This is a genomic window from Dechloromonas sp. A34, assembly GCF_026261605.1.
GTDB lineage: Bacteria > Pseudomonadota > Gammaproteobacteria > Burkholderiales > Rhodocyclaceae > Azonexus.
The window spans coordinates 4,147,071-4,167,746 of sequence record NZ_CP102486.1 but is presented as its reverse complement, the minus strand read 5'-3'; the positions used below and the strand labels follow the sequence as shown (position 1 = coordinate 4,167,746).

General features: G+C 57.4%; 21 protein-coding genes. 8 read left to right on the top strand and 13 right to left on the bottom strand.

Going from position 1 to position 20,676, the window contains the following annotated elements; genetic code table 11:
- The first annotated feature begins 203 nt into the window (after window positions 1-203).
- The 5 genes from NQE15_RS20755 (at window position 204) to NQE15_RS20735 (ending at window position 5,578) form a co-directional block, all read left to right on the top strand.
- Window positions 204-2,798 (top strand): UvrD-helicase domain-containing protein, encoded by a 2,595-nt coding sequence (locus NQE15_RS20755; protein ID WP_416336483.1) that lies wholly within the window; start codon window positions 204-206, stop codon window positions 2,796-2,798.
- Between the two features lie 64 nt (window positions 2,799-2,862).
- A complete protein-coding gene (locus NQE15_RS23950; RefSeq protein ID WP_323054918.1) occupies window positions 2,863-3,294 on the top strand; it encodes a topoisomerase DNA-binding C4 zinc finger domain-containing protein in 432 nt (143 codons plus the stop codon).
- 2 nt (window positions 3,295-3,296) lie between these two features.
- On the top strand, window positions 3,297-3,815 hold the full coding sequence (locus tag NQE15_RS20745) for an HD domain-containing protein (RefSeq protein WP_265944326.1): 519 nt from the start codon (window positions 3,297-3,299) through the stop codon (window positions 3,813-3,815).
- 206 nt (window positions 3,816-4,021) lie between these two features.
- On the top strand, window positions 4,022-4,354 hold the full coding sequence (locus NQE15_RS20740; RefSeq protein WP_265944324.1) for a YnfA family protein: 333 nt from the start codon (window positions 4,022-4,024) through the stop codon (window positions 4,352-4,354).
- Window positions 4,355-4,525: 171 nt separating this feature from the next.
- The gene (locus tag NQE15_RS20735; protein WP_265944322.1) at window positions 4,526-5,578 is read left to right on the top strand and encodes a DMT family transporter; all 1,053 of its coding nucleotides are present in this window, start codon (window positions 4,526-4,528) and stop codon (window positions 5,576-5,578) included.
- Between the two features lie 100 nt (window positions 5,579-5,678).
- Here NQE15_RS20735 and NQE15_RS20730 read toward each other — a convergent pair whose 3' ends face one another.
- From NQE15_RS20730 to NQE15_RS20720, 3 genes are read right to left on the bottom strand one after another with little or no spacing between them, the layout of a single operon-like run.
- Window positions 5,679-8,795, bottom strand: a complete 3,117-nt coding sequence (locus NQE15_RS20730) for an efflux RND transporter permease subunit (protein ID WP_265944320.1) — start codon at window positions 8,793-8,795, stop codon at window positions 5,679-5,681.
- A 12-nt stretch (window positions 8,796-8,807) separates the two neighbouring features.
- Window positions 8,808-10,364, bottom strand: a complete 1,557-nt coding sequence (locus tag NQE15_RS20725) for an efflux RND transporter periplasmic adaptor subunit (RefSeq protein ID WP_265944318.1) — start codon at window positions 10,362-10,364, stop codon at window positions 8,808-8,810.
- Complete coding sequence (locus tag NQE15_RS20720) at window positions 10,361-11,578, bottom strand: TolC family protein (RefSeq protein ID WP_265944316.1); 1,218 nt, start codon at window positions 11,576-11,578, stop codon at window positions 10,361-10,363. Before NQE15_RS20720 ends, NQE15_RS20725 begins: the two co-directional genes overlap by 4 nt.
- A gap of 202 nt (window positions 11,579-11,780) precedes the next feature.
- Between NQE15_RS20720 and NQE15_RS20715 the strand changes: the two genes are divergently transcribed.
- Complete coding sequence (locus tag NQE15_RS20715; protein ID WP_265944314.1) at window positions 11,781-11,996, top strand: hypothetical protein; 216 nt, start codon at window positions 11,781-11,783, stop codon at window positions 11,994-11,996.
- A 449-nt stretch (window positions 11,997-12,445) separates the two neighbouring features.
- Here the strand turns inward: NQE15_RS20715 and NQE15_RS20710 are convergent, their stop codons facing one another.
- Genes NQE15_RS20710 through NQE15_RS20695 form a run of 4 tightly spaced genes read right to left on the bottom strand, consistent with a single transcriptional unit; the run spans window position 12,446 to window position 16,134 of the window.
- A complete protein-coding gene (locus tag NQE15_RS20710) occupies window positions 12,446-13,150 on the bottom strand; it encodes an ABC transporter ATP-binding protein (RefSeq protein ID WP_265944312.1) in 705 nt (234 codons plus the stop codon).
- A gap of 1 nt (window position 13,151) precedes the next feature.
- The gene (locus NQE15_RS20705) at window positions 13,152-14,345 is read right to left on the bottom strand and encodes an ABC transporter permease (RefSeq protein WP_265944310.1); all 1,194 of its coding nucleotides are present in this window, start codon (window positions 14,343-14,345) and stop codon (window positions 13,152-13,154) included.
- Window positions 14,342-15,532, bottom strand: a complete 1,191-nt coding sequence (locus NQE15_RS20700; protein WP_265944307.1) for an efflux RND transporter periplasmic adaptor subunit — start codon at window positions 15,530-15,532, stop codon at window positions 14,342-14,344. Before NQE15_RS20700 ends, NQE15_RS20705 begins: the two co-directional genes overlap by 4 nt.
- On the bottom strand, window positions 15,529-16,134 hold the full coding sequence (locus NQE15_RS20695; RefSeq protein ID WP_265944305.1) for a TetR/AcrR family transcriptional regulator: 606 nt from the start codon (window positions 16,132-16,134) through the stop codon (window positions 15,529-15,531). Before NQE15_RS20695 ends, NQE15_RS20700 begins: the two co-directional genes overlap by 4 nt.
- A 211-nt stretch (window positions 16,135-16,345) precedes the next feature.
- On the opposite strand from NQE15_RS20695, the gene NQE15_RS20690 reads away from it, so the two are divergent.
- Window positions 16,346-16,690: a hypothetical protein gene (locus NQE15_RS20690; protein WP_265944303.1), complete on the top strand. Its 345-nt coding sequence runs from the start codon at window positions 16,346-16,348 to the stop codon at window positions 16,688-16,690.
- Between the two features lie 48 nt (window positions 16,691-16,738).
- Here the strand turns inward: NQE15_RS20690 and NQE15_RS20685 are convergent, their stop codons facing one another.
- The 6 genes from NQE15_RS20685 to NQE15_RS20660 all read right to left on the bottom strand — a co-directional run bounded on the left by NQE15_RS20685 (window position 16,739) and on the right by NQE15_RS20660 (window position 20,038).
- Window positions 16,739-17,335, bottom strand: coding sequence for a class I SAM-dependent methyltransferase (locus NQE15_RS20685; protein ID WP_265944301.1), 597 nt, complete (start codon window positions 17,333-17,335; stop codon window positions 16,739-16,741).
- Window positions 17,336-17,343: 8 nt separating this feature from the next.
- A complete protein-coding gene (locus NQE15_RS20680; RefSeq protein ID WP_265944299.1) occupies window positions 17,344-17,796 on the bottom strand; it encodes a rhodanese-like domain-containing protein in 453 nt (150 codons plus the stop codon).
- Between the two features lie 38 nt (window positions 17,797-17,834).
- Window positions 17,835-18,176 carry a DsrE/DsrF/TusD sulfur relay family protein gene (locus NQE15_RS20675; RefSeq protein WP_265944297.1) on the bottom strand — a complete coding sequence of 114 codons (342 nt, stop codon included), beginning with the start codon at window positions 18,174-18,176 and terminating at the stop codon, window positions 17,835-17,837.
- Between the two features lie 28 nt (window positions 18,177-18,204).
- On the bottom strand, window positions 18,205-18,645 hold the full coding sequence (locus tag NQE15_RS20670) for a hypothetical protein (protein ID WP_265944295.1): 441 nt from the start codon (window positions 18,643-18,645) through the stop codon (window positions 18,205-18,207).
- Between the two features lie 29 nt (window positions 18,646-18,674).
- Window positions 18,675-19,334 carry a metalloregulator ArsR/SmtB family transcription factor gene (locus tag NQE15_RS20665; protein WP_265944293.1) on the bottom strand — a complete coding sequence of 220 codons (660 nt, stop codon included), beginning with the start codon at window positions 19,332-19,334 and terminating at the stop codon, window positions 18,675-18,677.
- A 62-nt stretch (window positions 19,335-19,396) separates the two neighbouring features.
- Window positions 19,397-20,038 carry a Crp/Fnr family transcriptional regulator gene (locus tag NQE15_RS20660; RefSeq protein ID WP_265944291.1) on the bottom strand — a complete coding sequence of 214 codons (642 nt, stop codon included), beginning with the start codon at window positions 20,036-20,038 and terminating at the stop codon, window positions 19,397-19,399.
- A gap of 75 nt (window positions 20,039-20,113) precedes the next feature.
- Here NQE15_RS20660 and NQE15_RS20655 point away from each other — a divergent pair, with 75 nt between their 5' ends.
- On the top strand, window positions 20,114-20,605 hold the full coding sequence (locus tag NQE15_RS20655; RefSeq protein WP_265944289.1) for a hypothetical protein: 492 nt from the start codon (window positions 20,114-20,116) through the stop codon (window positions 20,603-20,605).
- The last annotated feature ends 71 nt before the right edge of the window (window positions 20,606-20,676 follow it).

Here is a 20,676-nt window from a genome sequence, read left to right as displayed (position 1 = left end):
CTGAAGCGCTAACAGATGACATCAACTCAAAAAAGCTGGAAGCCATCGGCATTCGGGAGATTGATTACTCGGTCACCAGACTGGGAGTTCACGTTAACCGCCGGGAGATTCCAACTCTTACTGGGGGGCAAAAGCACGACGGGCCTGTGCTTGAGCTAAGAAAGATACAAGTTACTCCTGGTACCTTTTGGTCCGCTATCTCAATGTCTCTTGCAGATGGGGGGCGCACCTTTCTGGATGGCATCCCAAATGCTGCTGCGAAAGAGATTACGCAGGCAATTGCTCAAGCTATCAGGCAAGTTCGCGTTGCTGAACTAATAAGAGATTTCGAGAATGCAATTCAACCGGTTGTAGCTTGGGCAAGCGCTGCACGTGGGGCAAGCAAAGCACAGTTGGCAACCAAGGGGTGGCTAACGCATGAATTCAAGCAAGCCCAGTCTGGCCTTAAGCCCAAAGGCCTGGCGGAACTACTTAATGAACCCGAAGTTGTTCGGCACCTCGAAACGCGGCCCCAGTCAGTACAAGATACCGTTTCACTCTGGCGACGCAATTTCAGCGAACTCGCTGACGGCATCAATGAACGCCACCTCGCTCGTGAGCTCGAGGAATACAAGCTGTTCTTTGAGCAAGTCGAAAAATCACCATTGACTGAGGAGCAAGCCAAGGCCGTTATCTGTTTTGACAATCGTGTCCTGCTGGTTGCTTCAGCAGGTTCTGGCAAGACCTCGACCATGGTCGCCAAAGCTGGATTCGCCTTAAAAAAAGGGTACTTCGAACCCGAGAAAATCTTGCTTCTCGCCTTCAATAAGGATGCGGCAGCGGAACTGCGTGAGCGTATCAAGAACCGTCTTTTGCTGCTGGAATTGCCTGCTGACAAGGTCGCTGCCAAGACATTCCATGCGTTCGGACTCGATGTCATAGGGGCGGCGACTGGAAAGAAACCAAGTGTTCCGTCGTGGTTGGAAACCGGCCGAGACTTGGAAATGCTTCTCGAGTTAGTTGATGAGCTCAAGGACAGTGATGAGACATTCAGGGCTAAGTGGGACTTGTTCCGGGTCGTTCTGGGGCAGGATTTACCGAAGTTCGGCAAGGAGCAGGATGCGCCTGACTCATGGGACCGAGAGCGAAAGCAAGCTGGTTTCTGGACACTGAACGGAGAGGTGGTAAAAAGCCGTGGCGAGCAGTTCATTGCCAACTGGTTGTTCTACAACGGGGTGAAATACGAGTATGAAACTGCCTATCGTGTGGACACCGCCAACGCTCAGCACCGCCAATACCAGCCGGACTTCTATCTACCCGAACTCGATGCCTACCTTGAACACTGGGCGGTCGACGAGAAGGGAGAGCCTCCGCCCGAGTTTCAGGGCTACAAAGACGGAATGGCTTGGAAGCGCCAAATCCATACAGCCAATGGCACAACGCTTCTGGAAACGACCATGGCCGACCTGTGGAGCGGCAAGGCCTTCAGGTATCTCGCCAAAGAACTGACTCGCCTTGGAGTCAAACTTGACCCTAATCCTGACCGAGAAGGTAGGGGCCGAAAACCGATTGAGAATCCTCGGCTGGCTCGTACTTTCAGAGCGTTTCTAACCCACGTCAAGAGCAACCAACTATCCGTTGCGACCTTGAAGCAGCGACTTGAAGCCGGTGTGGCTGGCCGCTTCAAATTCCGCCATCAAATGTTTCTGAACCTGTTTGAAATGGTTTGGGCTGCATGGGAGGCACGTCTCAGAACTGAAAACTGTATCGACTTCGAGGACATGCTTGGGCAGGCCGCCGATTGTGTTGAATCTGGCCGATGGGAAAGCCCCTATGAGCTCGTAATGGTTGATGAGTTTCAAGACGTCAGCCAAGCGCGTGCTCGCTTGGTTGCCAGCTTGTTGAACGCGCCAGGGCGATGCTTGTTTGCCGTGGGTGACGATTGGCAGAGCATCAACCGGTTCGCTGGTTCGGACTTGGCCGTAATGACTGATTTCGAGGCCAAGTTTGGCAAGGCTGTTACTCTGAAGTTAGAAACCACATTCAGGTGCCCACAATCGCTATGTGACATCAGTAGTTCGTTTGTACAGAGGAATCCGAAGCAGCTACGAAAGAAGGTTCTGTCAGGCAAGCCAAATGTTGCGCTGCCAGTCCGAATAATTCGGGTCAATGAAGAGGCTAAGATTCAAGCCGCTATTGCCAAGCGGATACAGGAGTTGGCCAACGAGCTTTCAACACCGAGCAAGATTCTTCGCATTTATGTGCTCGGACGCTACCGTAAAGAGCGGGAACACCTCCCGGTAGGTACAGATAGCCGAGTCCAGGTTGAATTCATAACTGCTCATTCCTCAAAGGGCTTGGAAGCAGACCACGTCATTGTCCCGCGGATGACCTCGGAGACATTGGGGTTCCCGAGCCGAATTGAAGATGACCCGGTGCTGCAACTGGCGATGCCTGGCGGAGATTCCTTTGAGGATGCTGAAGAGCGGCGGTTGTTCTACGTGGCTCTGACGCGTGCGAAGGTCTCTGTGACCTTGATAACGCTTGCCCACAAAGAGTCTCCCTTTATTGCTGAGCTAGTTAAAGACTACAACCTTCAAGTTCTTGATTTGGACGGTGATGTTGACGAGGCCAAGGTCTGCCCGAACTGTGGGGAAGGATTCATGGTTCAGAAGTCTGGTCCGTATGGGGCATTTATGAGCTGCAATCGATTTCCGAAGTGCCGCCATAAAGAAACGATTCAAACCACCGAGTCCAATAACCAGGCACGCAGAAGGAGGGTAGGGGCTTCTCAAAGGGCAGCAGGTAGGCCGTTTTAGCTTGCTAAGCCGTATGCATTCCAGCCAAAATCATGCTTTCAATTGTCATTGAAGAGCAGAAGGTATGGCACGGAAGAAATCTAGTGTTATCGAAGACCTTATGGAAATTTCGGCACATTTGCCGTGGCAAGTTGGAGTAGGCCTGGCCGTCGTTGCTTACTTGGTTTTCCACTACTTCGCGAGCAAGTCCCCATTAACGATGAATCCTGCCGAACTCAAGGCGATGGGGAAGACGATGGGGGATGGTGTTGTTAGCGGGGTTTGGGCAACGATTTCAGGTGTTCTGCAGTACGTCGTACCGTTGGCATTCCTGATTGGCGCTGGTGTATCGGCAATGCGGAAGAATAAAGACGATGTCTCCGCTGATACTGACGTTCCTTCATGCCCAAAATGTGGCCATTCAATGGTTCGTCGTACTGCGAAGTCCGGTGCCAATGCAGGTAATTCGTTTTGGGGGTGCTCACAGTACCCAGCATGTCGGGGGATTCGGAACTAGATATGAATCGCTTACTCGCTGCTATTGCGTTTGCCGCTAACAAACACCGTGACCAGCGTCGCAAAGACTTGGCGGCTTCTCCATACATCAATCATCCTATCGGTTTGGCTACTGTATTGGCCAACGAAGGTGGTGTTGATGATGAGCGAGTTCTGATTGCAGCTATACTTCATGACACGCTTGAAGATACAGAAACCACTGAGCAAGAACTGGTGCGTGAATTCGGGCAGGAGATTGCCGGTATCGTGATGGAAGTTACCGATGACAAGACACTGCCGAAGGCAGAACGGAAGAGGTTGCAAATTGAGCATGCCGAAACCCTTAGCCGCAGGGCTAAACTGGTCAAGCTTGCTGACAAGATTTGTAACCTGCGTGATGTAGCTGGAAGCCCCCCCGCCGATTGGTCGCTTCAGCGTCGGCAAGAATATTTTGATTGGGCAAAGGCTGTTATTGATGGCATCCGGGGTGTCCATCCACCGCTCGAACATATCTTTGATGAAACCTACAAGCTACGTCCCTAAGGCTATGGCTCCGATGGATTAGGGCTTTTTTCGGCCACGAACTGCCGGTCGAGGTCGCCTTCCAATTTGAATAGCCAGGGCCTCAACTATCCCCGCTCAACAGCCGGTTTACGGCGAGCAAGTGGCCGGCGTCACTGCCTCAATCCGGCCAAGAACAAAAATCGACGTGTGTGCAAGAATGCAGTCTCAACACGCTGGAGTGATTCTTGGAACTGCTACGTCTAAGCCTATTGTTTGCCGTAACGGCATTGGCCGAAATTATCGGCTGTTATCTCCCTTGGCTATTTCTTCGGCAAGGTAAGCCGCTGTACCTGTTAATACCGGCAGCCATTTCATTGGCCCTTTTTGCTTGGCTACTAACACTACACCCCACAGCGGCGGGGAGGACTTACGCGGCATATGGCGGTATGTATATCGCCGTCGCGCTGCTCTGGCTCAAATTCGTGGATGGTGTTTCATTAACCAGATGGGATGTCTCGGGAGCGATGATTGCGCTCATAGGTATGGCAGTTATTGCTCTTCAACCGACGACTAACTGACTATCCGCTTTGTGGCCAGAGTACCCTGTGGCAACTGGCCGCTTCCAGGAAGTGGAATTTCAATGGCCGCTTTCTGGCTATGAATTCGAAATGAGGTCTGTCGCAACCCGAGCCTTTACTGACGTTGGTGGCATGACTGCCGAACGTCTGCAATGAGACAATCAGAAGACTATGTCAGTCCGCAGTCACTCTTTAAATCATGGTGTCGCCGCCGCGCTTGTCGCCGCGTTGCTGTTTGGCGCTAGCGCACCGATTGCCAAGTGGTTGTTGCAGGATGCCAGTCCCTGGATGCTCGCCGGGCTGCTCTATCTGGGTTCTGGTCTTGGTCTTACGCTATACCGCCTGGTGACTCATGCACCAGCCGTTTCCCTCCTGCGCGGCGAGGCTGCCTGGTTGGCTGCTGCGGTACTGACTGGCGGTATCGCTGGACCAGTGCTTTTGATGTATGGCCTGACCGGGATGCCTGCTTCAGGGGCAGCTCTCTTACTAAATGCCGAAGGCGTCCTGACCGCAGTGCTGGCCTGGGTCGTCTTCAAGGAGAACTTCGACCGGCGAATCGGCTTGGGCATGCTGGCCATTGCCGGCGGAGCAGTAATTTTGAGTTGGCCCGGTGAAACCCGGTTTGCCGGGGCGCTACCGGCCATGGCAATACTGGGCGCCTGCTTGTGCTGGGCTATCGACAACAACCTGACACGCAAAGTGGCCCTGTTGGACGCAACCTGGATTGCCGCCGTCAAAGGGACCGTTGCCGGCAGCGTCAATGTGTCCCTTGGTCTGGCACTGGGAAACCAGTTGCCGGACTGGTCGACCGTACAGGTAGCCATGGTCGTGGGGCTTCTCGCTTATGGTCTGAGCTTGGTCCTGTTTGTCGTCGGGATGCGCCATCTCGGTACCGCCCGCACGGGAGCCTATTTCTCCGTGGCACCATTCTTTGGTGCAACCTTGGCGCTATTGGCCGGTGAACCGATTACTTTCCCGCTGGTGGCCGCGGGGCTACTCATGGCTATTGGCCTTTGGCTTCACCTAACAGAGCACCACGAACATCAGCATGCCCACGAATCCGTCGAACACAGTCACGAGCACACCCACGACGAACATCACCAGCACATACACGGGACTCCGATAGCTCCTGGAACAAAGCACGCGCATCTACATCGGCACGAGCCGATGGTGCATATCCATGCCCACTTTCCGGACGCTCACCACGCCAGCCATCCGCATTGAATCGAAACCGTCCTCGCCATTCATGGTGTGCGGGTCAAGCCATCATAGTAATGTTAATTTCCTTGATGGTTTGCCGACAAAAATGGGTTCTATATTTGCTTCAATCAAGCAAGGAGGGGATTTTTGCAATAGTTCTTCCTATTTGCCCAAAGCGAAGATAAAGCGCCGGCACAACGACCATATTCAGCAGCGTCGAACTTGCCAGCCCAAACAGGATAACGACTGCCATCGGCGCCTGAATCTCGCTCCCGGGTTGCCCGGAGGCCAAGGCGAGCGGCACCAATGCCAGGCCGGCCGCCAAGGCCGTCATCAGAATGGGCACCAATCGTTCCTCGGCACCTCGAACAACCGCTTCCCTGGCATCCTTGACGCCTTCCTGCTCAACCAGATGGTGAATGTGAGCAATCATCATCACGCCATTGCGGGTGGCAATGCCGAACAATGTGATGAAGCCAATGATGGAAGCTACGGACAAGATGCCGCCCGTGGCAAATACCCCAATCACCCCACCAATAATGGCCAGCGGTAGATTCAGCATCACCAACATGGCATCCCGTGCCGTACCAAAGGCCACGAAGAGCAGCAGGAAGATGCCGACGATGACGCCCACGCCCAGAATGGCGAGGGTTTTGCCAGCATCCTCAGCACTCTCGAACTGCCCGCCATACTCAACATGGTAGCCCTGCGGCAAACTGACCTTGCTGCTGACGCGGGTACGGATGTCGGACACCACACTGGCGAGGTCGCGTTCGGCAACGTTGGCCATGACGACCATCTTGCGCTGCACGTTCTCACGGGTGATGTAGTACGGCGCCCGGTCGTTACGGATTTCAGCCAGGGCAGACAGCGGTAGCCGTGCGCCGCTGGCCGTGGTGATGAGCGTCGCCCGCACTGCATCCAGATTCTCTTTGGTGGATGGGTCGAAACGAACCGTCAGGTCATAGGTTGCCTGGCCTTGCTGGATACGACTGACCGCCATGCCGGAGAAAGCCATCTCAACGGCTTCGGCCACCTGGCGAATCGACAGCCCATGGCGGGCCAGCGCATCGCGTTTGAAGCGCATGGTCAGGAAGGGGATGTCGCTCTGCTGCTCATCCGAAACATCGACGGCGCCAGGCACCGCTGTGACCAAGGTCTTGATTTCCCCGGTCAGCCGGCGAAGCTCGTTGAGGTCCGGTCCAAATATCTTCACCGCGATGTTCGAGCGGTTGCCGGACAGCATGTGGTCGATGCGGTGGGAAATTGGCTGGCCGATGACCACCTGAGTGCCCGGTACGGAAGCGAGGTCGCCACGCAAGGCTGCCAGGAAGGCCTCCTTGCTGCGCTCTCCCATTTTGAGGGTGACCTCGATTTCCGAGGCTGACACATCCATCGCATGCGGGTCACCCTCAGCACGGCCGGTGCGGCGGGCGGTACTGATTACTTCAGGGTGCGACAGCAGGATTTGCTCGACCATCTCGCCCATGCGGCCGGATTCTTCCAGTGCGGTTCCCGGCAAGGTGGCGGTGCTGACCGTCAGCGTGCCTTCATTGAAGTCCGGCAGAAAGGTCCGTCCGGCCAGCGCCAGGCCAACCAACGCAGCAATCAGCAGCCCAGCACTGAGCAGGGCCACCGGGCGCCACCGGCTGACCGTCGCTTCCAGTATTCGTCGATACCCGCGGTGCAAGGAGGCAATAAAGCGCGGCTCAATGCTTTGTTCGACAATCTTCGACTTGGGCAGAAACAGTGCCGAAAGCACTGGCGTCACGGTAATTGCCACCAGCAGAGACGCCGCCAGGGAAACGACATAGGCGAAGCCCAATGGCACCATCAGACGGCCTTCCACCCCGCTCAGGAAGAAGAGCGGCATGAAAACCAGCATGATGATGACTGTGGCGAACACGATGGAGCCTTGAATCTCGCGCGTCGCCTCGTAAACCACCGTGACCGCAGCTCGTTGCCCCGCCTCGGGTTTGGCCAGGTTCTCACGCAGCCGGCGGACGATGTTCTCGACCACGATGATGGCGTCGTCCACCAAAGCACCCAAGGCTATCGCCATGCCACCCAGGGTCATGGTGTTGATGGTGGCACCCAGTGCCTTCATCGCCAGGATGGCCGTGACCAGCGACAGCGGGATGGCTATCAAAGTGATGGCTGTTGCCCGCGCCGAGAGCAGAAAGGCGAAGACGATGGCGATGACCAGGATGGCTCCGTCGCGCAGCGCGGTGAGCAGATTGTCGATGGAGACGCGGATGAAATCGGCTTGCCGGAAAATGTGACGCTCGATTTTCATGCCCTCGGGCAGACCGGACTGGATTTCCTCCAGGGTTTGGTCAAGGCGCTCGGTCAGCTCCAGCGTATTGGCACCGGGCTGTTTCTGGATGCCCAGGATGACTGCCGGCTTCCCGTTATGCGAACCGATACCGCGCTTCGGCGCGGCACCAATGCCGACGTCGGCAATGTGCCGTATCAAAACCGGTTGGCCGTCGCGCGCACTGATGACCGTGTCGCCGATGTCGTCGAGGGTGTTGATACGCCCCAAGCCCTGAATCAGGTATTCCTGGCCGGATTCGACGTAGAAGCCGCCGGAGGAATTCTGGTTCGAGTCGCGCAGCGCCTGCGTCACCTGGTCGAGCGTCACGCCATAGGCAGCAAGGCGCTCAGGCTTCACCGTAACCTGGAATTGCTGGGTGTCGCCGCCGATAGGCAGCACCTCGGCCACGCCAGGCACGGCCAGAATGCGCCGCTTGAGCACCTGTTCTGCCGTGTTCTTGAGGACGATGCCGGAATGCCGGTCGGAGTTCAGGGCGATGAAGAGGATTTCTCCCATGATTGAGGCTGCAGGCGTCATGGCCGGTGCCGCCACATCAGGTGGCAGCGAAGCGCGCGCCACTTGCAGGCGTTCGGCCACGACCTGGCGAGCCCGGTAAAGGTCGGTGCCCCACTCGAACTCGACGATGACCACCGACAGTCCCACCTTGGTGGCCGAGCGGACGCGACGGACGCTGGGTGCGCCGTTCAGTGCCGTCTCGATGGGGAAGGTGACCAAGGTTTCGACATCGGTCGGTGCCATCCCATGGGCTTCGGTAACAACGGTGACCGACGGTGCGGTCAGGTCAGGAAAAACGTCAATCTGGGTGCGCGTGGCCTGCCAACTTCCCCAGACCAGCAACAGAATGCCGGCCAGCAGCACAAACAGCTTGTTGCGCAGTGACCAGGCGATGATGTGTCCAATCATGTCGTCACCTCATCAATGCGCGTGGCCGTGGCCGATTTCTCCACTCTTGGTCGCCGCCAGTTTGACCAGGTAGGCTCCTCGCGAGACAACCCGTTGTCCGGGCTCCAGGCCTTCGATGACCTCGACCCAATCGCCATCGCGGGCGCCCAGACGAACCGCCTGGCGGTCAAAGGATTCACCGCTGCGCAGGATGAAGACGCTCGGGATACCGGCCTCGTCGATGACAGCCGAGGCAGGAATGGCCAGGACCTCCTTGCTGCTGCCGGAAACGACTTGCCCCTTGATGGCCATGCCAATCCGCAGGCGCTCATCCGGTTGCGAGAACTCGAAGACCACGGGCACCGTCCGGGTCACGGTATCCACCGCGCCGCCGACTGCGATGAGACGCCCGTTCTTGCCGGCACTCACCTCGAAGGCCTGCTCGATACCATCGACACGGAAGGTGGCCCCGGTCGGCGCCCGCAGGCGTACCGCATCCGATTCCGGTACCTTCAAATCCAGCCAGAAGACGCGGCGGTCGGCGACGTGGAATAGCGTGCTGCCTTCCTGTGCAAAGCCACCCGGGGTGGCGCGTACATCGACCAGAACACCGCTCACCGGCGAGCGCAACGGGATGCCACCACTGGCACCACTGTACTGCCCCAGACGGCCATCGGCCGCTTCCAATGTGGCTCGAGCGCTAGCTTCCTGAGCGCGGGCAGAGAGCAGACGTTTTTCAGGAACCGCTTCATCCTTGAACAAGCCCTCCATCCGGGCCAGTTCACGGCTGGCCAGGTCCAGTTCCACCTTGGCTTTACGTGCATCGGCCTGAAGCGAGGCCATGTCGGTGTCGCCGCCCAGACGCGGGGCGAAGTAGGCCAATATCTGGCCTTTGGTGATTTTCTGACCCAGCACCGGGAAGTTGCCCGAGGCTTTGACCGTCCCGGCTGCGGGCGCGGTGATAAGAGCCTCGCCATCCGGGCGTGCGATAAGGGTTCCGGATGCCGGTACCGAGGTGCGCATGACTTTCTTGGCCACCTCCGCCGTTGCGTAATCCACCTTCCACTGCTGTTCCTTGGTGAAGCCGATGCTGCCTTCATCATCTTCCGGGTGCTCGGCTTCTGCACGCTTGCGGTCGGGATAGACGGAAATAGCACCCAGGTTGTGGCGGGTGGTGAAGTCTTTCGTCACCACTTCCACGGTCAACTCCCTTTTTCCGGCCATTCTGGGCATGGCGATTGGCCTGAAAATACCCGCCTGGCTGGGGGCCTCGATAGAGAAGGACTCTTCCGGCAGGCCATTGCCGGACAGAATGACGGTCACCTTGCCGGCCGCCAGCGCCCGGAAGTCGCTGAGCGTCGAGAGATGGGCGGCAAAGGGTGATTCCTCACCAACGACGAGTTGGGGAAATTCGACGAACAGTTCGGTCTTGTCACCGTAGTGGGTGATTTTTACGCCACCGGCGCCGTGGTCGTGACCATGCCCTTGTTCAGCTGCTGCGGACTTGTCATGGTCATGCGGCTGGTTGGCGTTATTGCAAGCGCCGAGGAGCAGCGCGGCGCACAGGGTAGCTATCAGGGTCTTGTTCATTGCGTCACGGTCCCGGTCAGTAGGTCGTATTCGATGCGCGCCTGGCGCGCCTTCCATTCCAGTTCGAGTGCGGTAATCTCGGTATCCAGCGCACCGCGGTAGGCATCAAGCAGTTCAAGCAGGGAGGATTCCCCGCCGCGATAGGCCGATTCGGCGATGCGCAGCAACTCCGGCGTCTCGGCCACTGCTTTGCTGCGGTAGGACTTGGCGGCGGCCGTCAGGCGTTCGAGCTGGCGTTGCAAGCCGCGCAATTCGCCTTCGGCGCGGCTTTTGGCTAGCCCATATTCGCTGCGCGCTTGCATGGCTTCGGCGGCTGCCCGGCGTTGGCCAGCCTGCTGGCGGTCAAACACCGGCAACGGGATGGCGACCGTCATGACCGTCGCGTTCTCCCGGCTGATGCCGTTATCGGTTTGCTTGGGGCCAACACCCAAGGTGACATCGGGAATCCAGCCCCGGCCGGCGGCCCGACCTTCGAGGTCGGCTGCCTCGGCTCGACGGGCCAATGCTTGCAGGTCAGGGCGCTGGTCAAGTACGCTGGCAACGTCGGGCATGGCCACTGGCGTATTTGGCAGCAATTCACCAACCAGTGTGTCGGGGACTTGGCCAGCAGAACCAAGAAGTGCCGCCAGACGTTCTTTGGCGCGTTCCAGTTCCCCTTGCGTTGTCTGCAAGCGTGCATCGGCACTTTGTCGTTCGCGGGCCAGGCGGCGACGGTCATAGCCCGAGGCTTCGCCGGCCCGGGAGAGCTTGTCGACGAGGCTTTCGACGCGGGCAAAGCGCTCGGTCCAGGTCTGGGTCGCACGTGCCGCTTCCTGATGGAGGAGCGCTTCGTGGAAACGACGCCGAATCTCCGCAGCCCATTCATCTCGACGCAGGGTGTTGCCCGCATAGGCGGCTTCCACTCGTGCCTCGGCAGCTTCCTGGCGTAGTCCACGCCGGCCGGAAATATCGAAGCTCTGGGAAACCAGCCAGGTTTCCTCCGTGCTCGGGGAGGCGCCACGCCCCTTGTCGCGCCCGTAGGACAGCGTGGGGTTGGGCAGCACCCGCGCAGCCAGCGCATTGGCTTGTGCGGCGTCAACAAGCGCGTTGTTCAGGTCAGAGACCTCAGTACGAGCCAGGCCACGCCGAATAGCTTCGCTTTCGGTCAGGGATGACGCTTGTGCGGCGGCGGCCAGTGGCAGCGCAGCCAATAATACACAGAATAGGTGTCGCATCGGATTCCTCGGGGCATGCAAATGGAAACGAGGTGGCCGGCAGGCGACAACGACGAAGACTGCCCAGGGCAGTTCGCGGAAATACGGCTAGCCGGCGTTAAAGCCGGGCTAACGGAGGTCGGTCAGTGACGCGGGGGATGTGCGAGGTGAATGTCGCAGATGGGCCAGGCAACTCACTTCGAAATTCGGGTGAGGCAATATTTTGCGGGACTTCGAAGACGAGCATGCTGAAGACGTGATGGAAGTGTCCATCGTGATGGCCATCATCGTCGTGGTCTGCGTGCATGTCGCCATGAACGACTACGTCTCCCGTAACTTCGGCGAATTCATGGTGCCCTTCATCATCGTGGGCATGAAATCCCACGGCGACCTCGAAATCATCGAGATGCCCATGCAGGCTTGCAGCCGTTGCCAGTGAAAGCTGGAGCGGCAGAAGACAGATGAGAAGGATGGCCAGAATGCGACGCATGGGCCGGATTCTAGCTCAGTATTCTGGTGATTGTAGTGGGTGAGGTCGGTCTGGAATAAGACAGGTTGCAACCATTCAATCCTAGTGTCGCCAGTTTCCGCTATTGGCCGAATGCTGAAATATGCCTAAGTGTAGCTAACTAGCCGTTTGAACGGCATGGAATTCAAAAAACAGTCTCTATTCCGCTTTGTTCGACGCGTTATCTGAACGAGATGTCACTGCCAGCAGTATCCGTAGCGCAGCAACGCATCCGAACGAAGCCAGCAAGACCGTGACCCAAGACCACTCAGGGAATATGTAAGACGTCGTAGCCGCCAGAATCAAAAAAATGAGTACAAAAAACATACGCCGCCTCCTATTAAGTGGATGGTTGAAATACTGAGGTATCAGATTTCGGGTTAGACAGCCCCAAGTCCTTTCTCTTCATAGGTTTTCCCATCCCGTATGTGGTAGATACGCTTGAAGGTGGGAATGATTTTCTCGTCGTGGGTGACCACGATGATGGCGGTTCGAAACTGCTGAGCCATGTCGTTGAGAATGCGCACAACGCTTAGTGCCCGTTCGCTATCCAGCGGCGCTGTCGGCTCATCCGCCAGAATTACTGGCGGTTGATTGGCCAAGGCGCGAGCAATCGCCACGCGCTGCTGCTCACCACCGGAAAGCTGAGAGGGCTGCGCCTTGGCGCGATGTCCCACATCCAGGGCCTCCAGCAGTTCATTTGCCCGCTTGCGAGCTTCTCCATTCGGCTTGCCGGCCAGCATCGGCAACAAGGCGACGTTGTCGGTGACATCGAGGAAGGGGATAAGGTAAGGCGCCTGAAATACGAACCCAATCCGGTCGCGGCGCAAAGCCCTAAGGTCTGGGATTTTCCAGCCATTGTCGTAGATGACTTCATCGCCTACCGTCATCTTGCCCGCCGTCGGCTCAATGACCGCGCCCAGGCATTTGAGCAAGGTACTCTTCCCCGAACCAGAGGGGCCAATCAATCCAACCACCTCCCCGGGGGCGACGGTCATATTGACGTCTTTCAGGGCGTCGACGGCGGTATCGCCCTCACCATAACGCTTGCTCAAGCCTTCGATATGAATCCCGAAGCCCTTCATATCACCCTCCAATGGCCGTAGCCGGGTCAACGCGCAGGGCGGTCCGAATCGCCAGGGTGCTGGCCAGCGCACAAATGACCATCACCACAACAAAGCCTCGTAGCGCATCGCCTGGTTCGAGAAGCACATATTTCGGGAAAAAGGGCGCCCATACCGTTGCCGAAGTCTTGCCGACCAGAAACCCAATAAGCCCGAGGCCCATTGCCTGCTGAAGAATCATTCCGGCAATGGTCCGGTTGCGCGTGCCTATTAACTTCAGCACGGCAATCTCACGAATCTTGCCCAAGGTCATCGTGTAAATAATGAAAGCAACGATGGCTGCACTGACCACCGCCAGAATGACCAGAAACATCCCAATTTGCTTTGCGGAGGTGGCAATCAGCTTGGCGACCAGGATGTCCTCCATCTGTAAGCGGGTGTAGGCCTGCAGGTGTTTCCAGCGTCTGACTTCGTTTGCGACCATGTCGGGCGGTCTGTCGGATGACACTTGAACCAGCACGGCATTCACATTTCGGTTGGCGTTTTGCGATGCCTGAACGGCCTCAAGCAGCCCCGGTACGCCCGGGCGATTCAACGAGGGATTGGCTGCAGTCCTTGCCCGCTCATTGAGGATGGCATCGTTGTCCTTAAGAAACTGGGCCTCCTGAGCATCCTTCAGCGGTATGAAAACCATCGGGTCGCCACCGGACGAAACCATGCGCTGGGTTAAACCAACGACTCGATAGTCATGCCGACGAATTCGAATGGTGTCACCCAACTGGAATCCGGTTTTAACGTCGGCTACGGCCTCGTAATGGTTACGGGTGATGTGGCGACCAGCCACCAAATACCCCGGCTCTCCCGGCTGCCCTGGCTCGAAGCCCACGACCATGGCCCGAACATCGGTATTGTTCAGACGAACTTGCATGGTCAGATATGTCACGTTGGCGGCGCGAGCCACGCCCGGCAGGCTAAGTAATGAGCGGTACACGTCATCATGGATGCTCGACGACTCTGCATACGGCCCCTGCGTGTCCTGCTGCACAACCCACAAGTCAGCGCCACTATTGTTGAGCAGCGCCTTGGCATCATCGACCATGCCGCGATACACCCCGGCCATGGTCAAGGTCACGCCAATCAGCAAGCCAAGGCCAATGCCTGTCAGTACGAACTTCGACCAGGAATGCAGAATGTCTCGACCGGCCAGGCTTATCACTTGCGTTGTCCCGCCAGTTGTTCAACGACCTTGACGTGAGCGCCTTCCGACAACTCGCGCTCGCTGTGGACGACGATTTCATCGCCTGAACTGATGCCGTCCAGCACCTGTACCAAACCATCCAAGCTGCTGCTAGCAAGTTTGATGGCAACAAGTGCGGGCTTACCATCGTGCAGTTTCCATACGCCAGCGCCTTGAGGAGTTTGTTTGATAGCTGCATTGGGCAGTGTCAGGCCGGTTTGATTGGCGGCTGTTTGTACTGTCACCTCGGCCATTTCACCAATGCTGAGACCAACCGGAATCTGGTCAAAGGCAACCAGGGTGATGCGCTCCTCGGTCACGCTATCACTGAGCGGTTCAATCCGAACTACTCTGCCAGTTAAAGGTGTTCCCGGATTACTGCGCAGGGCAATACTTGCGGCTTGTTCTGCAGCTAGACCACGAGAACGCCCCTGGTCCAGTCGAACTTTAACCCAGAGACTGTTGGGCGCTATCAACTTGAGGACTGATTGCCCTGCAATTACAGTCGAGCCGGCTTCGGCGTCACGACTAGTCACCACGCCGTCAATGGGCGCGACCAAGCGCAGGTTATTCCGTTGCTGACGCAAGCCATCCTGGTCAGCCTTCAGGCGGACGACTTCCTGGCGGGCGCTTTGCAGGTTGGCTTCGCTCGCATCGACGGCGGCTTGAGCCGAGGTCAATTCCTGTTGTTTGCTCTCAACTGCACTCGGGCTGACGAAATGCTTGTCGCCGAGGTCGCGATAGCGTTTGGCATTCAAATTGGCCACTGATTGGCGTGCCAGAACATCCTTGCGCTGCGCCTCGGCCGCCAAAACCGCGCTGGACGCCCGAGCGTACGAGGCATCAAGGGAACGAAGTCGTTCGTCCAGGTCAACTGGGTCGATTTCCGCCAGTAGTTGTCCGGCCTTGACGTGCTCACCGACATCAACCTGCACTGATTTCACCCGACCGGCTGCGGTAGGTCCAATAAAATAGCTGCGGCGCGCTTCGACGGTGCCAATGCCGAACAGCGATGACGACAGACTGCCGGTTTCGACCCGAGTGATAGTGACCTTGGTTGGTGCCAGTGGGCCGGAGCGGGCCACTACAAAGCCAAATCCAACCAGAAGAAGCACTGCAAAAGCCACCAAGCCAAACTTGCGACTGAAAAAATTATTGAGCCTCATGATTTGACCCCGAGGGCAGCAAGATAAAGGTCCAGAATGCCGACCGCCTGTTGCTCCATCTGTTCAGTGCTTCCGCTCAGCATGGATTGAATGACCAGGCCTTGAATGGCCCCAAGGAACAGGGCTGCTGCTGATGGGCAATCGACATCGGCGCGAACCAGCTTTGCCTCAATTGCCGCAGCTAGGGTTTGAGCCAGAGTTAGTCTATAGCGCTGCATGATTTGCTGAACCCGCTGCTTGACTGGGGATTCTGCGGGTTGTTGAAGCTCACCAAAAATCAGACGAGGGGCGCCAGGGTGGGCTTTGGCAAAACCAACGTGAGCCATGAACATGGCCTTGAGAGCGGTTAATGCGTTTGGCGCGCTGTCCTTGGCTGCCAGGAGTTCGCACATCAAATGTTCTTCTATCCACTCAATAACGGCAAGGCGGATGGCTTCCTTGGTGGCGAAGTGCCGAAACAGGGCACCTTGAGTCACCCTCATGGCCTTGGCGATGTCCGTAGTTGTGATGTCTGCGGGGCTGCGCTCGGCTGAGAGCCGAACCATGGTGGCGATGATTTCTGCCTGGCGAGACTCCGTAGATTGACGTTGCTTGATAGGCATGGCGACTTACAAGTAATAAGTTACTTACAAGTATAGGCCAGCAATTTTAGATTTGTCTAATATTGCTTGTTCCAATTGCAAGTATTTGTTGCTGCATCAGTTTTTCTGAAAATCGGGGCTATAACTGAATTGAAGGTTTGGAGAAAGCATGCTGTAGGGCTTCAAACTCAGTCGTTGCTTTGAGTTGCTTTTGTTTGATTGGGAGAGAAAAATGACCAAGAACACCGTAAAAATCATGTTGTCTGCCATCGCTCTAGCCTTAATGAGTTCTGGTGCTGTCGCCGCCGGTGAGCCCATTTACGGTAGCCAAATGATGACGAACCAAGAGCGGATGGAACATCGCACGAAAATGAATGCCGCAAAAACGGCCCAAGAGCGCGAACAAGTTCGTTTGGAGCATCATGAGCAGATGCAACTGCGTGCGAAAGAGCGTGGCGTTACCTTGCCGGATACGCCGCCTGCCCAAGGCTCCGGCATGCGTCAGGGTATGGGACCCGGTGGCGGGATGGGTGGTGGAATGGGAGGCGGCATGGGTGGTGGAGGTAGAGGCCGCTAAACTCCAATGACGAAAGGGGCATCAGCAAAAAAATTCTGATGCCCTGTATCAAATGGTATGTGGTTCAGCATTCCTTCTAGCCAAAATTCCGAAGTGGAACGGAGCAGCCCGTCCAAGGTCGACATACGTCACCGAGTCAAATCCAGCATCAGCTAGCCATGTTGCACACTGCTCTGGACGAGGACGTATGGCCAGCGGTGGTCCGCGCGGGGTTTCGATGTCACTACGCCAGTGAATCACCGATAAGATGCCGCCCGGCTGAAGGGCTCGATAGGCCTCACGCAACAGGGTTAGCGGGTCTTCAAGGTGCAGCAAGTTGAACACCATGGCATGCCCCTGCGAGCCATCCGCGAGGCCGGTGCCTTGCGCCACGAAATCGCGTAGCACTGCCCGAACATTGGATAGACCCGTTTCATGGGCACGCTGTTCTACCAAACTCACCATCTCCGGCTCGATGTCGAGTGCCGTGACCAGCCCGCGCGTACGGTTCGCCGCCGGCAGGGTGAAAGTCCCGTAGCCACAACCGAATTCGACCAGGTGGTAACAGTCGCTTCCGTTGACCAGAAGGTGGTCGAGAATACCCTCCGGGTCAAAAAACGAGGCCCAGTAGGCCTCGTCCGGCATGCCGCTTTCGCGTCCTTTCATGGCTGTCCTCAGTGCTTTGCCTGACCTGTCGCCTTGGCGGCGGCGTCCAGCCCGCCCTTGGCCTTCCACTCGGCAAAGCCGCCTTGAAGAATGCGCAGGTTGTCGTAACCGGCGATGCGCAGCGCGAAGCCAGCCTGCGCAGACAGACTGCCCGTATTGCAGTAGATGAGGACCGGCTTGTCCTTCGGAATGCTGGTCCGCTTGGCCAGCACCTGGCGCCATTCGATATTCACGGCCCCGGGAATGTGTTCCTTGGTGTACTGGTCTTTATCCCGTGCATCGATGACGTAGAACCGCTTCCAGTCCTCCTTGGGAATCTGCTCCGGGAAGATGGTGGCGCCGCCGTAGTCGACGAAGTCCAGATACTCTTCCATGGCCTTGACGGCTTCCTCGTTGGCCATAGCCGGTGCTGTGACCACGGCGAGCGCCAGCGCAGCAGCGCACATCAGTTTTAATGACATCTTGTCTCCTGTTGGGATTGTTGTATTGCGTTGGGAAATCAGAACACCAGAACCTTGTCGGCTACCGCCGTCCATTCGGCTAGTTCCTTCAGGGTGCTACGACGAGCGCCCTCGACCACCTGGTCAGCGCCCATGCCGCGGGCGTCCATGCAGGTTCCGCAGAGACCAACCTCACCACCGACTATGCGCACCATGTCCCCAGCGTTGTAGTAGCCATCTGGCACTTTTTGGCCACTCTTGGCACAGGTCACTGCATCGCCCATCAGGAAGACACGTACCGTCTCGCCTTCCAACTTGCTGAGGGCGCGCGCGAGGCGCAGGGCGTTGTAGCTACGTTCCGTGCCATACGGGCTATCGTTGAGGATGAACAAGGTGTTCATGCTGGGCTCCCTATTGTTGTTGAGAATGCTATTTGCCCCCGGCTTTGATGGTGGCCTTCAGGGCGTCGAAATCCTTGCGCACGCCGTCCTGGAAGAGCAGCCCCGACTTGGCTTGCTTCGGCACGCTTTCCAGGTCGAGAACGTCGGCGACGATTTGGTAGCTGGCGGCGCCGTTGAAATCCTTGCCGTCCGCAACGATGAGCTGAGTGCCGTAGAAGACGGCAGGAGCTGGCAGTCCGGACGCCAGCGTGGACGGCAGCAACTGGATGGGTACCCGGTATGTGTTGGCAATTTCAGCGGCGACCTGGAGGTTGCCGTTGCAGCGCTGACCCGGTGGGTCCTTGGCGATGAAGGTCAGAACCTTCTGACCGTTGGCGGTTTGGGCGCCCGGTACGGCCATCGACACATCGGCCGCCAGTGCCGACAAGGCCAGGGTACAGCACAAGGCGAGTAGGGATAGATGCTTCACGAGTTGTCTCCTCTGTTGTGGTTTTGACTTCAATCCTCGATGGGCAAGCCGCCGGCACGCCATTCGCTGACACCATCGGTAATCTTGTGAGCGGTGTAGCCGCGCTGGCGCAGTAGCTTCACGGCTTCGTCGGACATCAGACAGAACGGGCCACGGCAGTAGGCGACGATTTCCTTGCCGGGCGGCAGGTCGGCAAGACGCTTTTCCAGCTCAGCCAGCGGCAGCGAACGGGCAAACGGGAGATGACCAGCGACGTATTCCGCTTCGGGGCGAACGTCGATGACCACGATGTCGCCACTGCGGGCTTTGGCCAGCAGGGACTCGCGGCTCTCGGATGACAGTGCATCAGGCGAGGCGGCCATCTGGTCGAGCGCCACGCGCAGTTCGATGAGGTGCTCCTCGGCCACTTCTCGAACATTGACCCACAACTGGGCGACATCTGGGCCGCTCAAGCGGTAATGGATGAACTTGCCATCGCGGCGGGTTTCGACCAGGCGGGCTTCACGCAGGGAACGAAGATGGGCGCTGGCCAGTCGCATGTCGATGCGGGCCTGTTCGGCAAGGGTCTCGACGGTCTTTTCGCCTTGTGCGAGGAGTTCGATGAGTTCCAAACGCTTGGGGCTGGAAATCGCCTTGCCGATGCGGGCGACGTGTTCGTAGAGGTAGGACTTGGTGATGGTCGATTTCATATCGTCAATCTAACGATTATTAGATTGTATGTAAACTGCCCCCTGCTCCTTTGTGGCTGCGGCTAGGTGGTTGCTTTCCTGTTCACCTTCTCAATGAGTTGCCCATCGACGCGCAGAATGCCTTGCCGACTGAGTTGGCCAAGAGCACGATACATTGCCTCATGCGTGAGCCCCAGGTCTGCAGCCCATGCCTTCCGGGTTTGGTTCAAGCGCAGTTGTCCTGAGGGGCACTCTGTTTCCAGATAATGCAGGATGCGGGCCCCCGCATTGCGCAACCCCTGGCGTTCTACCTGAGCACGGGCACGGCGAACTTCGTGCAGGAGATGCGAGACCCAACTGGCACGAAACCCCGGACATTCGGCCAAGGCAATCCTGAAGGTCTCCATTGGGAACGCCAAAGCCAAGACGGGCTCTGTCGCCACGCCATCGCAGTGGTAAGCAGGCGATTCGAGGCTGGCCTCCGCCAGAAAGGCGTTTCGGGCGCGTTGCATGACCATTTCCGTACCCTCCGGCGAATAGCGGCGCAACCGAGCTTCGCCTTGTGCCACGAAATATATGCATCTGGGTTGGTCACCGATGGCGAACAGCAATGCTTCTTTACCGAATGTCTTCCAGGCGGCTGCGCTATGCAGGGCCGATGGCATGGCATGAAATTCCGGACGGTCAGGCCATTCGCTGCGAAGGAGCTCGGTCGTTGTCGGCATGTGATTGCAATCATATAGCGAGGTGCAAAGCCTAACGTATCGTGTTGCTCCACAACAACTTCAACGGAGAAGGCAATGCGTACCGCAATTCCTCTGCTCGGATTATTGCTGAGCATCCCGAGCCTGGCCCAGCAACACGACCCAGCCATGCAGCAACAGCACATGGAAGCGACGAAGCAAGCACAGCAACCGTCTGGAGATGGACGCCAATTGGTCAAATTTCCGGAACACATGAAAGAGCACACGCTGGCGAACATGCGCGACCATTTGCTGGCGCTTCAGGAGATTCAGGCAGCGCTGGCAGCCTCGGATTACGACCGCGCTGCCGATGTCGCCGAGACTCGCTTGGGCATGACAGCGCTGAAGGCACATGGCGCGCATGAGTCATCTAAATTTATGCCGAAAGGTATGCAAGATGCTGGAACGGCAATGCATCGCGGTGCCAGCCGATTCAGCACGATTGCAAAGGATGCCGCTGTGACGGGTGAAATTAGGCCTGCAGTGGGTGCGCTTGCCGATGTGATGGGTGCCTGCGTTTCTTGTCACACAGGTTACCGACTTCAATAGTCAGGAATCTGACAGGTAGCGGTCATTGCCTATCGGTATGGCAACGACCGCTTCTGGCCGGTAGGGCGAGG